Genomic DNA, 14,976 nt, shown 5'->3' with positions numbered 1-14,976 from the left:
CTCAGGCTCCGGGCGCGTCGGCCGTCTTGTGGAACGCTCCCGTGCGGAAGAAGGCGAACGCCTTGGCGACCTTCTCGGGGCTGCCGGCGACCACCAGGGTGTCGCCCGGGAAGACGCGGAAGTCGGGTGCGGGCGCCGGGTTCGCGGCGTCCCCGCGCACGACGGCGACGACCGTCAGTCCGACGATGCCACGGTCGGCGGGCTTGCCGAGCTGCTGCCCGGCGATGTGGTCGTCGTAGTCGACGGTGAACCAGTCGATCGAGAGGCCGGGGATCTGATCCAGCGCGGTGAGCGACTCGGTGATCTGCGTGCCGCCGAGCAGCTCGGCGAGGGTGTGCGCCTCGTCGTCGCTCAGGCGGAGGGAGACCTTCGCGCCGTCCTGGTCGCCCTCGGCGAACGTGATGAGGTCGCTGTGGCCGGAGCGGTGCGCGATGACGCCGACCTTGCCGCCGTCGGCGGTGAGGAACGTGTGCAGCACTCCGACACCGGGCAGCTTGACCCTGCGGACCTCGACCATGCGTGCTCCATCCGCGCCCTGCGGCGCTCCTGACTCGGGATGCCTCCAGTTTAGGCGCGCCCGCTCCCCTCCCTCCCTCCGTTCGCCCCCGGGGAAACGCCGGACGCCGTCTGGCCGCTGAGGGAACCCCGGACCGTCGAGGGAGCCAGCTCTTCCGGGCCCCCTCGACGGTCCGGGGTTCCCTCACTGTCCACAGGGGCCGGCCGGGTTTCCACAGGGTGGTGCAGAAGGGGACCACGGGGTGATGCAGTGGGCCAGGGTGGGCGGATGAGTGCGGTGGAGCTACTCCGGGACGGAGCGTGCGGACGGTCGGACGAGTTCGTCCGGCTGCGCAGGGGCGTCTACGTGCGAGCGGAAGCCTGGACTCGGGCCTCGGTCGACGAGAGGCAGCGGGCGCGCATCGACGCGATCGCGGCGACGTGGTCGTCGCCCTTCTTCCTCCGCGAGTCGGCCGCCGCGATCTGGGGGCTCCCCCTGGTCGAGCCGCTCACCACGACCGTCCACGTCGAGGGAGCCACAGATGTCGGCAGCCGCACTCGGAACGGCGTGGCGGAGCACCGCAGCGCGCGCTTCCCGACGCTCGCGATGGTCGACGGCCTCGCCGTCTCGGACCTCGCCCAGACCGTGTTCGACCTCGCTCGGTTCTCGTCCTTCCGTCGCGCCGTCGTCGCCGCCGACCACGCCCTGCGTCTGGTCGACGACGACGGCCGTCCCCTTCTCCGGCGCGAGGAGCTGCTCGAGCGGCACGCCGACCTGCCGCCCGGCTCGCGCGGCCGGACGGCGAGCGCCGCCGTCATCGCGTTCGCGGACCCCGCCTCGGAGACACCGCTCGAGTCGATCAGCCGCGTGGCGATGCACGTGGGCGGGCTGCCGGCGCCGGTGCTGCAGCATCCGATCCACGACCTCGGAGGGCGGGCCGGAGTGGTGGACTTCTTCTTCGAGGACGCGGCTGTGGTCGGTGAAGCGGACGGCGATCACAAGTACGCCGACCCGGCGTTCCTCCTCGGCCGCACGCCCGAGGAGGTGCTCCTCGCCGAGAAGCGTCGGGAGGATCGCCTCCGGTCGTGCGTGCGCGGCTTCGCCCGCTGGTCCTGGCGCGACGCCTACGACACCCGGCCCCTGCTCGTCCGCCTGGCCCGTGCCGGTGTCAGGCGTATCGAGGGAACCCCGGACCGTCGAGGGAACCAGCCGGTGCGGGCTCCCTCGACCGTCCGGGGTTCCCTCGCGCGACGGGCCGAGGGTCAGCTGGGCTGGTAGGGGGCGACGACGACCTCGACGCGCTGGAACTCCTTGAGGTCCGAGTAGCCGGTGGTCGCCATGGAGCGGCGGAGCGCGCCGATGAGGTTCGCGGTGCCGTCGGCGCCGGTCGCGGGGCCGTAGAGGACCTGCTCGAGGGTGCCGACCGTGCCGACCTGCACGCGGCGGCCGCGCGGCAGCTGCGGGTGGTGCGCCTCCTGGCCCCAGTGCCAGCCGCCGCCCGGGGCGTCGGTCGCGCGGGCGAGCGCGGAGCCGAGCATGACGGCGTCGGCGCCGACCGCCGCGGCCTTCACGATGTCGCCGGAGGTGCCGAGTCCGCCGTCCGCGATCACGTGCACGTAGCGTCCGCCCGACTCGTCGAGGTAGTCGCGGCGAGCGCCGGCCACATCGGCCACGGCGGTCGCCATGGGCGCCTGGATGCCGAGGGTCGCGCGCGTCGTCGACGCCGCTCCCCCGCCGAAGCCGACGAGCACGCCCGCGGCCCCGGTGCGCATGAGGTGCAGCGCCGCGGTGTAGGTGGAGGCGCCTCCCACGATGACGGGGACGTCGAGCTCGTAGATGAACTTCTTGAGGTTCAGCGGCTCGGTGCCGCGCGAGACGTGCTCGGCCGAGACGGTGGTGCCGCGGATGACGAACAGGTCGACGCCCGCATCGACGACGGTCTGGTACAGCTCGGCGGTGCGCTGCGGCGAGAGCGCTCCGGCGACCGTGACGCCCGCGGCGCGGATCTCGGCCAGGCGCGCGGTCACCAGCTCGGGCTTGATCGGCTCGGAGTAGATCTCCTGCATGCGCTCGGTCGCCCGCTCGGCGGGCAGCTCGCGAATCTCGGCGAGGAGCGGCTCCGGGTCCTCGTAACGGGTCCACAGACCCTCGAGGTCGAGCACTCCGAGCGCGCCGAGACGTCCGAGCGTGATCGCCGTCGCCGGCGACACCACCGAGTCCATCGGAGCCGCGAGGATCGGCGTCCTGAACCGGTACGCGTCGATCGTCCAGTCGACCGAGACCACCTCGGGATCGCGGGTGCGGCGGCTGGGCACGACCGCGATGTCGTCGAAGGCGTACGCGCGGCGAGCGCGCTTGGCGCGGCCGATCTCGATCTCAGTCACCGTGCCACTTTAGCCGGGCGCGCTCCTCCCCGACGGCGCCGACGTCAGCGCCCGAGCGCGAGGCGGGTCGAGGTCTGAGCGGCGCCGGCCTCGCTCTTCAGGCGGCGGAGGAGCCGGTCGAGAGCGGCGGTGTCGGCGAAGCGGACCCGGAGCAGGTAGTCGAACGGACCCGTCACGTGGACGGCGTCGTGGACCGCCGCCACCGTCGCGGTCCAGGCGAGGAAGGCCTCCGAGTCCGCGTCGGCCGCGAGCCGGACGTCGATGAACGCCTCCAGCCCCGTCCCCAAGTCCGGCGCGTCGGCCGAGAGCAGGACGCGGTAGCCGAGGATCACCCCCGCCGCTTCGAGTCGGCGCACGCGAGCGGCGACGGCGTTCGTGCTCAGCCCCACCTCGCGGCCGATCGAGGCGAACGACGCCCGCGCATTCGTCTGCAGTGCACCGATGATCGTCTCGTCGAGGGCGTCCATGCCGCCCAGTGTGCCGTGCGACGGCACGATCGGCGACCGCGGTCGCGGCGGGCTCCGATGCTCTCCCCATGGACCTCCTCACCGCCGCCCTGACGGGCGCGCTCGTCGGGCTCGGCCTGGCCGTGCCTCTCGGCGCGATCGGCGTGCTCCTCGTGACGGAGGGAGCCGAGCGCGGCGTCCGCGCCGCGCTCCCCGCCGCCGCGGCCGTCGCCACCGTCGATCTCGCCTACTGCCTCGTGGCGCTCACCGTCGGCGCGGCGCTCGCCCCCGCCCTGACCGTCCTGAGCCCCTGGCCCTCGATCGCCGGCGGCCTCCTCCTGATCACCCTCGGCGCCCGCGGACTCCTCCTGCACCTGCACCGCTCTCCCCGAGTCGCCACCGCGCCCCTCGGCCCGCGCCGCTTCGCCCTCTTCGCCGCCCTGACCGCCGTCAACCCGGCGACCCTGCTCTACTTCCTCGCCACGATCACCGGCCACCCCGCACTCGTGACCACCTCAACCCCCACGACCGCCGCCTTCGCCCTCTCGGCCGCCACCGCCTCCTTCGCCTGGAACACGGCCCTCACCGCGATCGGCGCCCTCCTGCGCCGTACCGCCGGCCCTCTCCTCCGCACGGCCCTCCCCCTCGTCGGCCACTCCCTCATCGCCGCCTTCGGCACCGCCCTGATCCTGCAAGCCCCCCTCACCCCCTGAGTCCGCAGCCGCGGCGGGCCCCGCCCGCCCGCGCTGCCCCACCTCCCCCGGCGCAGCCGCGGCGGGCACAGCCCGCTCGCGCTGCCACTCCTCCCGGCGCAGCCGCGGCGGCGCCCCGCGCCGCTCGCGCTGCGCCGCGCGTTCCGCCTCACGCAGAACCGCCGCCGACTCCCGGGACGGGGTCGGCGGCGGATCGGGATGGCGGCCCCTCCGGTGTGGTGGGCGTATGGGCCGCAGGCCCATCGGGCAGAGGGGTCGCCATCGCGATCCGACGCCGACCCACCCCACCAGCAGCACTCAGCGCCGGTAGTTCGGCGCCTCCACCACCATCTGAACATCGTGCGGATGCGATTCCTTCAGCCCCGCCGCCGTGATCCGCACGAACTTCCCGCGTTCCTTGAGCTCGGTGATGGTGCGCGCGCCGACGTAGAACATCGACTGCCGGAGTCCGCCGGCGAGCTGGTAGGCCACGTTCGCGAGGGGGCCGCGGTAGGGCACCTGGCCCTCGATGCCCTCGGCGATGAGCTTGTCGTCGGTGGGGACGTCGGACTGGAAGTAGCGGTCCTTGGAGTAGGAGGTGCGCTCCCCGCGGGTCTGCAGCGCTCCGAGCGACCCCATGCCGCGGTAGGTCTTGAACTGCTTGCCGTTCTGGAAGACGAGGTCGCCGGGGCTCTCCTCGCAGCCGGCGAGCAGCGAGCCGAGCATGACGGTGTCGGCGCCGGCGACGAGGGCCTTGGCGATGTCGCCCGAGTACTGCAGGCCGCCGTCGGCGATCACGGGCACGCCGGATCCGCGGGCGGCGAGGGAGGCCTCGTAGACGGCGGTGACCTGGGGCACGCCGACGCCGGCGACGACGCGGGTGGTGCAGATGGAGCCGGGGCCGACTCCGACCTTGATGGCGTCGGCGCCCGCGTCGACGAGCGCCTGGGCGCCGGAGCGGGTGGCGACGTTGCCGCCGATGACGTCGACTCCGGCGAAGGCCGAGTCGGACTTGAGGCGGCGGATGATGTCGAGGACTCCGGCGGAGTCGCCGTTGGCGGTGTCGACGACGATGACGTCGACTCCGGCCTCGAGGAGCGCGGTCGCGCGCTGCCAGGCGTCGCCGAAGAAGCCGATCGCGGCGCCGACGCGCAGGCGCCCCTCGCCGTCCTTGGTGGCGTTGGGGTACTGCTCGGACTTGTCGAAGTCCTTGACGGTGATGAGCCCGGCGAGCTTGCCCTGCTCGTCGACCAGCGGCAGCTTCTCGATCTTGTGCTGGGCGAAGAGCGCGATGACCTCGCTGTCGGGGATGCCGACGCGGCCGGTGATGAGGCCGGAGCTGGTCATGACGTCGCGGACGAGGGTCGAGGCCTTCTCGAACGGCGAGACGAACCGCATGTCGCGGTTGGTGATGATGCCGACGAGGACCCCGGTGGAGTCGACGACGGGGAGGCCGCTGATCCGGTACTGCCCGCACAGCTCGTCGACCTGCGCGACGGTGGCGTCGGGGGTCGTGGTGACGGGGTTGGAGACCATGCCCGACTCGCTGCGCTTGACGCGGTCGACCTGGTCGGCCTGGTCGGCGATGGAGAGGTTGCGGTGCAGGACGCCCAGGCCGCCCTGGCGGGCCATGGCGATCGCCATCCGCGCCTCGGTCACCGTGTCCATGGCGGCCGAGAGGAGCGGCGTCGCGACGGTGATGCGCTTGGTGAGCCGGGAGGTCGTGTCGGCCTCGCTCGGGATGACGTCGGTGTGCCCCGGCAGGAGCATGACGTCGTCGTAGGTGAGTCCGAGGAATCCGAAGGGATCCGGCTGGTCCATCAATGCCCCTAACAGGTCGACAGCGGGTGCCCGGCGTGAGGTGGGGCATCCGGTCCGGGAGCCCCCGGATACTCGATCTTAAGCGTCGGAGGCGCTCCTCTATTCCTGCCCCTCGGGGCCCTGTCGCCCGTCCGGGAGGCGCCGCCGCCGACTCTGTCACCCGTTCGAGTCCGCTGGAGCGCTCTCCGCCCCGCATAATGTGGTCACGCGGATGTGCCGCCGGTGAAACACCGCCGACACATGCGGAACGTATGGTCAACCAACGTTGTTTGACGACGGCTGTTCGGGCGTGCCCGGAGTCAGTTTCCGTCTGTGCACCCTGACGAGAGGTAAACGTCTTGCTCACAGCTCCCCGGTCGACGCGCCACAAGCGCTCGACGACCCCGCACCCGACGGACAGGGAGGCGCCCCGTGGCGACAGCTAGCCCCTCCCGCGCACGGCCGTCGCGCACAGGCCCCCGGTTCGGCGCACTCCGCCGCCGACTCCTGGCCGTCGGCCTGCTCGCCGCGACCCTGACCGGTCTCGCGGCAGCGGCTCCCGCCGCGACGGCCGCGACCACCGCCGACCAGTCGATCATCGCCTGGGTCCGCGTCCAGGGCACCAACGAGAACCTCGCCGGCGTCTCGATCGCGATCGAGGGCGACTCCTCCGCGACGCTCACCACCGGCGCGGACGGCCGCGCGGTCTTCCCGCTCGACGAGCCCGGCACCTTCACCATCACCGTCGACGAGGCCACCCTCCCCGCCGACAAGGGCTACCCCGCCGCGGGTCAGAACCCGAAGGAGGTGACGATCGTCGGCTCGCAGAACCAGATCGTGAACTTCATCGTCTCGACGGCGAACCCGATCGGCACCGGAGCGACGGCCCCCGTCCCCACGGACTCCGCGGGTCCGACCTCCCCGGCGACCGAGGGCACGACCGGCAACACGGCGACGAACCCCGACGGCACCTCGAGCACGACGACCCCGCCGGTCTCGGCCGACACCTTCTGGATCACCTTCTGGCCCAAGGTCGTCACCGGTCTGATCTTCGGCCTCCTGATCGCCCTGGCGGCGATCGGAGCCTCACTGATCTACGGCGTCACCGGACTGAACAACTTCGCGCACGGCGAGCTCGTCACGTTCGGCGCGCTGACGGCGTACCTCTTCTCCGGGGTCTTCGGCCTCCCGGCGCTGGTGGCGATCCCGATCGCGGTGATCCTGGGCGGGGCGTTCGGCTACGTGCAGGACGGACTGCTCTGGAAGCCGCTGCGGAAGAAGGGCATTCAGCTCATCCCGCTGATGATCGTCACGATCGGCCTCTCGCTGGCCCTGCGCTACGTCTACGTCTTCTTCTTCGGAGCCGACCGCCTCTCCCTCCCCAACAGCACCGCGCCGTTCTTCACGGTCGAGGCGCTCGGGATCAGCCTGAAGTTCACCGACATCGTCGGCGCCGTCGTCGGCATCATCTGCATCGTCGGAGTCGCCCTCGTTCTGACGAAGACCAAGATCGGCAAGGCGATGCGCGCGGTGTCCGACAACCGGGCCCTCGCCTCCGCCTCCGGCATCAACGTCGAGCGCGTCATCCGCGTGGTCTGGGTGCTCTCGGGCGCGCTGGCGGCTCTCGCCGGCGTCTACATCGGCTACTACCAGTCGCTGCGCTGGGACACCGGAGCGTCGATCCTGCTGCTGATCTTCGCGGCGATCACGCTGGGAGGCCTCGGCTCCGCCTACGGCGCGCTGGTCGGCTCGCTCATCATCGGACTCATGATGAACATCTCGACCGTGTGGATCCCGGAGAACCTCAAGTACGTGGCTCCGCTCATCCTCATGATCATCATCCTCCTGGTCAGGCCGCAGGGAATCCTGGGCCGCAAGGAACGGATCGGCTAGGACACCATGAACCTCAACTTCATCTGGCTGGCGATCGGGCAGATCGTCGATCCCACCGTCGCGGCGTACGCCCTCGCGACGGTCGGCCTGGTCATCCACTTCGGATTCACCGGCCTCCTCAACTTCGGACAGGCCGGCTTCATGGCGGTGGGCGGGTACGCCTTCGCCATCACGTCGGTCAAGTTCGAGTGGCCCGTCTGGGGCTCGTTCCTCGCGACCATCGTCGCGGCGACCGTCTTCGCCCTGATCCTGGGCATCCCGACACTGCGACTGCGCGCCGACTACCTGTCGATCGTGACGATCGCCGCGGCCGAGATCATCCGGCTCTCGGTCAAGACGCCCGAGTTCTCGGCGATCACCGGAGGCTCGGAGGGCATCAACGGCGCCGCCCGCGCCTTCAACGACCTCAACCCGCTCCCGGAGGGGCGCTGGGGCATCGGGATCCTGACCTACAACCAGGACCAGTGGTGGGTGCGCATCGTGGGCTGGGGCCTCGTGGGCCTGGCCTGCCTCCTCGTCTTCCTCCTGATGCGCAGCCCCTGGGGCCGTGTCATCAAGGGCATCCGCGAGGACGAGGACGCCGTGCGCTCGCTCGGCAAGAACGTCTTCTCGTACAAGATCCAGGCGCTGGTCCTCGGCGGCGTGCTGGGCGGCCTGGCCGGAGCGCTGTTCATCCTGCCCCGCTCGCTGCAGCCCGACAACTACGGCACCCAGCTGACGTTCTTCCTCTACACGATCATGCTGCTGGGCGGCGCCGCAACGGTGTTCGGGCCCGTGGCCGGGTCGATCATCTTCTGGGTCGTCCTCGGTCTCACCGACGGACTGCTCACCCTGGGGATCGACACCGGTGTCCTCAGCAACGACATCATCCGCCTCACGACGGTGCAGACCGGACCCATCCGGTTCATCGTGGTGGGGGTCGCGCTCATGCTCCTGGTGATCTTCCGACCACAGGGGATCTTCGGCAAGAAGAAGGATCTGCACTTTGCCTAAAACGCCGGTCTCGGACATCACCGAGGACACCATCGTCCCCGGGGTCAAGAAGAAGGACCCCATCCTGGTCGCCGACAGCGTCAGCCGGCGCTTCGGCGGCCTGACCGCGGTCGACGTCGCGCACGTCGAGATCCCCCGCGGATCCATCACCGCCCTGATCGGCCCCAACGGAGCCGGCAAGACCACGTTCTTCAACCTGCTGACGGGCTTCGACAAGCCGAACACCGGGCGCTGGAACTTCAAGGGCAAGAACCTCGCGAACGTCCCCGCGTACCGGGTGTCGCGGATGGGCATGGTGCGCACCTTCCAGCTCACCAAGGCCCTCGGCGGCATGACGGTGCTCGAGAACATGCTCCTCGGGGCCAAGGGGCAGAAGGGCGAGAACATCTTCACGTCGCTCATCCGGCCGCTGTGGTCGAAGGAGGAGGACACGATCGAGGCGCGCGCGATCAGCCTGCTCGAGAAGTTCAAGCTGGACACCAAGAAGGACGACTACGCGTCGAGCCTCTCGGGCGGTCAGAAGAAGCTCCTCGAGATGGCGCGGGCGCTCATGTCCGAGCCCGAGCTGGTCATGCTCGACGAGCCGATGGCGGGCGTGAACCCGGCGCTGACCCAGTCGCTCCTGGGGCACATCGTGAACCTGAAGGACGAGGGCATGACCGTCCTCTTCGTCGAGCACGACATGCACATGGTCAACACGATCGCCGACTGGGTGATCGTGATGGCCGAGGGCAAGGTCGTCGCGGAGGGTCCGCCCTCCACCGTGATGAACGATCCGGCCGTCATCGACGCCTACCTCGGCGCCCACCACGACACCGACCTCGGCACCGTCGAGGGCCAGCTCGTGATCGCGGAGGAGATGGAGTCGGACCTCGTCCGCGAGGACGTCGAGAAGCAGGCGGAGGAGGCCGGTCTCGTACCGCCCACCCTTCCCGCCGCAGCCCCGGCCACCGGCTCCGCCACCACCGCGCACGCCGCGGACGTCGCGGACGTCGCTCCGACGAGCGTCGCGCCCACCACGGACGCGCCCGCCGTCGACTTCGGAAAGGACGACAAGTGACCGGCAACACCCTCGAGACGCACGACCTCCACGCGGGGTACGTGCCGGGAGTCAACATCCTCAACGGCTCGAACGTCTACGTGAAGAAGGGCGAGCTGGTCGGCATCATCGGCCCCAACGGCGCGGGCAAGTCGACGCTCCTGAAGGCGATGTTCGGGCTGGTGAACATCCGCCAGGGCACGGTGCTGCTCAACGGCGAGGACATCACCGGCATGAAGGCCGACAAGCTCGTCTCGAAGGGCGTCGGCTTCGTGCCGCAGAACAACAACGTCTTCCCGTCGCTCACCATCGAGGAGAACCTCGAGATGGGCATGTACCAGAAGCCGAAGATGTACCGACAGCGCCTCGAGTTCGTCACGGAGCTGTTCCCGGAGCTGTCCAAGCGCCTGAAGCAACGCTCGGGATCGCTCTCGGGCGGTGAGCGCCAGATGGTGGCGATGTCGCGGGCTCTGATGATGGACCCGTCGATGCTGCTCCTGGACGAGCCGAGCGCAGGGCTGTCGCCGATGCGCCAGGACGAGACGTTCGTGAACGTCCAGAGGATCAACCGCGCGGGCGTCTCGATCATGATCGTCGAGCAGAACGCGCGCCGGGCGCTGCAGATCTGCGACCGCGGCTACGTGCTCGATCAGGGCCGCGACGCCTACGAGGGCGCGGGACGCGAGCTCATGAACGACCCCAAGGTGATCGAGCTCTACCTGGGCACGCTCGCGACGACCAACGAGGTCACCACGAGCACGCCGACCGTCGGAGGCTGACGCCTCCGCCCAGCCGAGGGCCCGTCGTCCGCCGCGAGGTGGCGGCGGGCCCTCGTCGCCCCCCTGTGAGGAGGCACCGGATGAGACGCACCGCCGCGGCCGTGACGACCGCGCTGCTCGCGACGCTGCTCACGGGATGCGAACCCGCTCCCACCTCCGCACTGCCCGACGGCGTCTCGGTGAGCATCCGCCAGAACCGGGACGACTACGGCCCGAGACGGCTCGAGGTGCTCGTGGCCAACGACGGCGACGAGGCGCTGGAGGTCTGGGAGGCGCGACTGGACTCCCCCGCCTTCGTCGATCCCGCCTGGACGCCGCGGCCCACCCGCGTGCGGGCCGGCACGACCACGGCTCTGCGCCTCCAGCTGCCCGAGCCGGACTGCGCCGGCGACGACTCCGAGGGCCGCATCCGGCTCGCCTGGACGACCGCGGACGCCTCGGGGACCGCCGTCGTCGAGCCCGAGGACCCGTTCGGCACCCTCGCCCGGGTGCACGACGAGGACTGCCTCGCCCAGCGGCTCGCCGAGGTGGTGACGATCGAGGCCGCCGACGAGGTGACCGTCACGCAGGAACCCGGCGGGCCCGTCGCGCACCTCGCCCTGACGCTGACTCCGACGGGGGCCCCCGGCACGGTGCGGATCCCGGAGGTGCGCGGCACGATCCTGCTCCGTCCCGCTTCCGGTGACGTGTGGCCGGTGGACGCGCGACTCGACGCCGACTCGGACCCGCTCGTGCTGGATCTCGCGATCGTGCCCGTGAACTGCAGCACCCACACCGTCGCCGAGGACAAGCGCGGCACCTTCTTCCCGGTCGTCGTCGCTCTGGAGGGCGGCGCCGAGGGCGTCGTGCCGATCGGCGTGAGCGACGACGTGCGCGGCGAGCTGTACGAGTTCATCGCCTCGGACTTCTGTGACTGGAGCTGATCGTCGCCGCACCGTCGATCCGCGACAGACGAGGATCTCTCCGCCGCGGCACCCCTCATCGGAGGGCCAGATCGGCAGGGCCGGTGCCGTAATTTTGGGGACACGAGACGTCACCCCGGCGGGGCGCACCGAGCACGTTCCTCCTGATGGGAGGCACCTTCCGGTCGCAGCCCGACGGACGACACCGCCCGGGCGGTGGCCCCCGCCGCTCGACCCCGTTCGAAGGAGCCGCGCATGAAGAGCTACACCCCCGCCCCCGTCGCCCTCGGCGCCGTCTTCGGCACCGGAGCGATCGGCGACTACGAGCGCTGGTCGGTCGTCGGCGTGTACGCCCAGGTCGTCATCGCCGAGACCCGCGGCGGCAAGCGGAGCAGCTACAGCCGCTCGTTCGTGACGTACCGCCTCGCCCAGGAGGCCGAGCTGCTGCGCGCCTCCTAGAGCTTCCCGCACGGCCCTCGAGCGCGCGTCCCCGTCAGGCGGACGCGCGCTCGATCAGTTCGGTGGGCAGGATGATCGCGGCGGGCTTCTCCCCCGCGATGCTCTGCAGCAGCAGCCGGACCATCTCGGCGCTGATGCGGCCGAACGGCTGGCGCATCGTGGTCAGCGCGGGCTCGGTCGACACCGCGACGCTCGAGTCGTCGAAGCCGCCCACGGCGACGTCCTCCGGCACCCGCCTGCCGGAGCGCAGCAGCGCGTCGATCGCTCCGGCCGCCATCCGGTCGTTCGCCGCGAAGACGGCGTCGACGTCGGGGCGGTCGCGGAGGAGCTCCGTCATCGCGCGGTCGCCGCTCGCCCGGCTGTAGTCGCCGTAGCGGACGAGGCCCTCGTCGTACTCCTCGCCCAGCTCGCGGCGGTAGCCGGCCAGGCGCACGAGGCCGCCCGGCATGTCGGGCGGGCCGGCGATCGTGGCGACGCGCGTGCGCCCTCGGGAGCGGAGGTACGCGACCATCTCGCGCGCGCCCTCCTCGTCGTCCGCGGCGACGTAGCCCATCCGCTTCTCGTAGCCCAGCGGGATGCCGCACGCGATCGCCGGGACCGCGAGGTCCTGGATCTCGCGCAGCAGCCCCTGGCCGCCGTGCGCCGAGACGAGCAGCACGCCGTCGACGTGCCCCGCGCCGAGGTAGGCGAGAGCCCGCTTCTGCTCGGACACGTTGCCCGCCATGATCAGCACGAGCGAGACGTCGCGGTCGGCGAGCGCCGCGGCGGTGCCGGTCAGCAGCGTCGAGAAGTTCGGGTCCTCGAACAGCAGCTGGTGCTCCTCGGTCAGGAGGAACGCCACCGAGTTCGTGCGGTTCGTCGCGAGGCTGCGGGCGTGGGGGTTCACCCGGTAGCCGGTCTTCTTGATCGCCGTCTCGACGGCGGTCTTCGCATCCGGACTGACCCACTTGCCGCCGTTGAGGACGCGCGAGACGGTGCCGCGGGAGACTCCCGCCTCCAGCGCGACGTGCTCGATCGTCGGTCTCTGGCGGCCGGAGGCGGTGGTCACCCGGCCAGCTTAGGGCTCGGGCCGTCCGCCGCCCGCGGCTCGCCGGAGATCACGCCTTCACCGCGCCGGCGGCGAGATCGACCTTCCAGAACCGCTGCAGGACCAGGAAGATCGCGATCAGCGGGATGACCGAGAGCAGGGCTCCTGTGATCACCAGCGTGTACAGCGAGGGCGCCGACGCACCCTGGTTCAGCAGGCCGTTCAGACCCACGGTGAGGGGGAACAGCTCGTCGTTGCCGAGCATGATGTACGGCAGCATGAAGTTGTTCCAGATCGCGACGAACTGGAAGAGGAAGATCGTCACCAGTCCCGGGAGCAGCATCGGCGTCGCGATGCGGGTGAAGATGTACATCTCCCTCGCGCCCTCGGTCCGGGCCGCCTCGATCACGTCGGTCGGCACGGCCGCCGCGGCGTAGATCCGGGCCAGGTAGATGCCGTAGGGGCTGATGATCTGCGGGAGCAGCACTCCCCAGAAGGTGTTGGTCAGGCCCACGTTGGCGAGCAGGAAGTACTGCGGGATGGCGAGGATCACGCCCGGGACGAGCACGCCCATCAGCAGGACGTTGAAGACGACCTTCTTGCCCGGGAACTCGAACTTCGCGAGCACGTAGCCCGAGAGCGCCGAGATCCAGGTCGAGGCGATCGCGCCGAGCCCCGCGTAGAGCGCGGTGTTCAGCATCCAGCGCCAGAAGAGCCCGTCACGGTACGAGGTCAGCGCGACGATGTTGTCGACGAGGTGCGTGCTGGGGGCGAGGGTGAACGTCGAGAACAGCTCGCCGCCGTCCTTCGTGGACGCCATCAGCACCCAGAAGACGGGGAAGAGGCAGTAGACCGCGCCGACCAGGAGGATCCCGGTCGAGAGGATGCTCGGCCGCTCGCGACGGGCGAGGGGCGAGTGGGACGGGCGCCGCGAGGGAGCGGCGGTGCCGAGGCGGGGGGCGAGAGCGGTCATGGATCAGTCCTCCTGTCCGAAGGCTCGCTTCTGCACGACCCGGAGGAAGAGGAAGGAGACGATGAAGGTGGCCAGGGCGATCACGACGGAGGTCGCCGCAGCGGAGTAGATGTCGTCGCGGGTGAACGCGTCGCGGTAGACGAGCATGAGCGGGGACCAGCTCGTCGAGAGGCTGTTGGTCAACGGGCGCAGGGTGGTCGGCTCGGCGAACACCTGGAGCGTCGCGACCATCGAGAACAGCGCGGTCATCACCAGGGCCGGCGCGAGGATCGGGATCTTGATGCGCAGGGCGATCTGCACCTCGCTCGCGCCGTCGATCCTGGCCGCCTCGTAGATGTCCGACGGCACCGCCTTCAGGGAGGTGTAGATGACGATCATGTTGAAGCCGACGCCGCCCCAGAGCGCGATGTTCGCGATGCCGAAAATGACGGCGCCGGAGGAGAGCAGACTCGGGGCGTCCCACCCGAGCCGCTCGAACACGTAGTAGAAGGGGCTGACCGCGGGCAGGTAGAGGAAGCCCCAGAGCAGCGAGCTGATCACGGCGGGCACCGCGTAGGGCAGGAAGATCGAGATCCGCGAGAAGCCGACCGCGCGGGTGCGCTGCGAGTCGAGCAGCAGCGCGAACAGCAGCGCGAGGCCGAGCATGCACGGGATGAGGATGAGGCCGTAGAGCAGGACCCGGCCGACGCTCGCGCCGAACTCGGGGTCGGACAGGGCCGAGACGTAGTTCTCGACGCCGGCGAAGACCTGCGTCTGCGCTCCCGAGCCCAGGCCCAGGCCGGTCACCTGGCGCTTCTGGAAGCTGAGGAAGAGCGTGTAGACGATGGGCGCCGCCATGAAGGCGACGAAGAGCACGATGCCGGGGGCGAGCATCGCGTAGGGGATGCCGACCCGCGAGCGCCAGCCGGAGCGGCCGGAGCGGCGGGCGGCGGGGCGGCTCGAGCGGTTCGACGAGACGGAGCCGTCCGGTGCTCGGGTGATCGTGGGAGCGGTCATCGCTGGTCCTCGTCCTGCTTGCTGGGGGTCTGCGCGTGCAGGAGGGATGCCGCTGCACGGGAGGGGACAGTGCGGAGGCGGGGCCGGGGGACCCCGC

15 protein-coding genes are annotated in these 14,976 nt (G+C 70.8%); 8 read left to right on the top strand and 7 right to left on the bottom strand.

Going from position 1 to position 14,976, the window contains the following annotated elements; all coding sequences use genetic code 11:
- Position 1 precedes the first annotated feature (1 nt).
- The gene (locus C1I63_RS09705; RefSeq protein ID WP_055787452.1) at positions 2-517 is read right to left on the bottom strand and encodes a cation:proton antiporter regulatory subunit; all 516 of its coding nucleotides are present in this window, start codon (positions 515-517) and stop codon (positions 2-4) included.
- Between the two features lie 345 nt (positions 518-862).
- Between C1I63_RS09705 and C1I63_RS09700 the strand changes: the two genes are divergently transcribed.
- Positions 863-1,774, top strand: a complete 912-nt coding sequence (locus tag C1I63_RS09700; RefSeq protein ID WP_146168427.1) for a hypothetical protein — start codon at positions 863-865, stop codon at positions 1,772-1,774.
- On the opposite strand, the gene C1I63_RS09695 is transcribed toward C1I63_RS09700, so the two are convergent.
- Both C1I63_RS09695 and C1I63_RS09690 read right to left on the bottom strand, forming a co-directional pair.
- Positions 1,759-2,880: a GuaB3 family IMP dehydrogenase-related protein gene (locus tag C1I63_RS09695; RefSeq protein WP_107574635.1), complete on the bottom strand. Its 1,122-nt coding sequence runs from the start codon at positions 2,878-2,880 to the stop codon at positions 1,759-1,761. The two genes, C1I63_RS09700 and C1I63_RS09695, sit on opposite strands and share 16 nt — an antisense overlap.
- Positions 2,881-2,924: 44 nt before the next feature.
- Positions 2,925-3,347 carry an Lrp/AsnC family transcriptional regulator gene (locus C1I63_RS09690; protein ID WP_107574634.1) on the bottom strand — a complete coding sequence of 141 codons (423 nt, stop codon included), beginning with the start codon at positions 3,345-3,347 and terminating at the stop codon, positions 2,925-2,927.
- Between the two features lie 68 nt (positions 3,348-3,415).
- Between C1I63_RS09690 and C1I63_RS09685 the strand changes: the two genes are divergently transcribed.
- On the top strand, positions 3,416-4,039 hold the full coding sequence (locus tag C1I63_RS09685; protein WP_107574633.1) for a LysE family transporter: 624 nt from the start codon (positions 3,416-3,418) through the stop codon (positions 4,037-4,039).
- Between the two features lie 297 nt (positions 4,040-4,336).
- Here the strand turns inward: C1I63_RS09685 and guaB are convergent, their stop codons facing one another.
- Positions 4,337-5,839 (bottom strand): IMP dehydrogenase, encoded by a 1,503-nt coding sequence (guaB, locus tag C1I63_RS09680; protein ID WP_107574632.1) that lies wholly within the window; start codon positions 5,837-5,839, stop codon positions 4,337-4,339.
- 411 nt (positions 5,840-6,250) lie between these two features.
- On the opposite strand from guaB, the gene C1I63_RS09675 reads away from it, so the two are divergent.
- The 6 genes from C1I63_RS09675 (at position 6,251) to C1I63_RS09650 (ending at position 11,883) form a co-directional block, all read left to right on the top strand.
- Positions 6,251-7,711, top strand: coding sequence for an ABC transporter permease subunit (locus C1I63_RS09675; RefSeq protein ID WP_244907017.1), 1,461 nt, complete (start codon positions 6,251-6,253; stop codon positions 7,709-7,711).
- A 6-nt stretch (positions 7,712-7,717) separates the two neighbouring features.
- On the top strand, positions 7,718-8,704 hold the full coding sequence (locus tag C1I63_RS09670) for a branched-chain amino acid ABC transporter permease (RefSeq protein ID WP_055787440.1): 987 nt from the start codon (positions 7,718-7,720) through the stop codon (positions 8,702-8,704).
- Positions 8,688-9,764, top strand: coding sequence for an ABC transporter ATP-binding protein (locus C1I63_RS09665; RefSeq protein WP_425326990.1), 1,077 nt, complete (start codon positions 8,688-8,690; stop codon positions 9,762-9,764). The genes C1I63_RS09670 and C1I63_RS09665 overlap by 17 nt, the downstream gene beginning before the upstream one ends.
- The gene (locus C1I63_RS09660; RefSeq protein ID WP_055787436.1) at positions 9,761-10,522 is read left to right on the top strand and encodes an ABC transporter ATP-binding protein; all 762 of its coding nucleotides are present in this window, start codon (positions 9,761-9,763) and stop codon (positions 10,520-10,522) included. Before C1I63_RS09665 ends, C1I63_RS09660 begins: the two co-directional genes overlap by 4 nt.
- An 80-nt stretch (positions 10,523-10,602) precedes the next feature.
- The gene (locus C1I63_RS09655; RefSeq protein ID WP_107574630.1) at positions 10,603-11,445 is read left to right on the top strand and encodes a hypothetical protein; all 843 of its coding nucleotides are present in this window, start codon (positions 10,603-10,605) and stop codon (positions 11,443-11,445) included.
- Positions 11,446-11,679: 234 nt separating this feature from the next.
- Positions 11,680-11,883: a hypothetical protein gene (locus C1I63_RS09650; protein WP_055787429.1), complete on the top strand. Its 204-nt coding sequence runs from the start codon at positions 11,680-11,682 to the stop codon at positions 11,881-11,883.
- Between the two features lie 34 nt (positions 11,884-11,917).
- Here the strand turns inward: C1I63_RS09650 and C1I63_RS09645 are convergent, their stop codons facing one another.
- From C1I63_RS09645 to C1I63_RS09635, 3 genes are read right to left on the bottom strand one after another with little or no spacing between them, the layout of a single operon-like run.
- Positions 11,918-12,931: a LacI family DNA-binding transcriptional regulator gene (locus C1I63_RS09645; RefSeq protein WP_107574629.1), complete on the bottom strand. Its 1,014-nt coding sequence runs from the start codon at positions 12,929-12,931 to the stop codon at positions 11,918-11,920.
- A gap of 49 nt (positions 12,932-12,980) precedes the next feature.
- Positions 12,981-13,883, bottom strand: coding sequence for a carbohydrate ABC transporter permease (locus C1I63_RS09640; protein WP_107574628.1), 903 nt, complete (start codon positions 13,881-13,883; stop codon positions 12,981-12,983).
- A 3-nt stretch (positions 13,884-13,886) separates the two neighbouring features.
- The gene (locus tag C1I63_RS09635; protein WP_056866526.1) at positions 13,887-14,879 is read right to left on the bottom strand and encodes a carbohydrate ABC transporter permease; all 993 of its coding nucleotides are present in this window, start codon (positions 14,877-14,879) and stop codon (positions 13,887-13,889) included.
- Positions 14,880-14,976: the final 97 nt, after the last annotated feature.

Source organism: Rathayibacter caricis DSM 15933, assembly GCF_003044275.1.
GTDB classification, from domain to species: Bacteria; Actinomycetota; Actinomycetes; order Actinomycetales; family Microbacteriaceae; genus Rathayibacter; species Rathayibacter caricis.
This window is presented reverse-complemented; position numbering and strand designations above follow the sequence as displayed.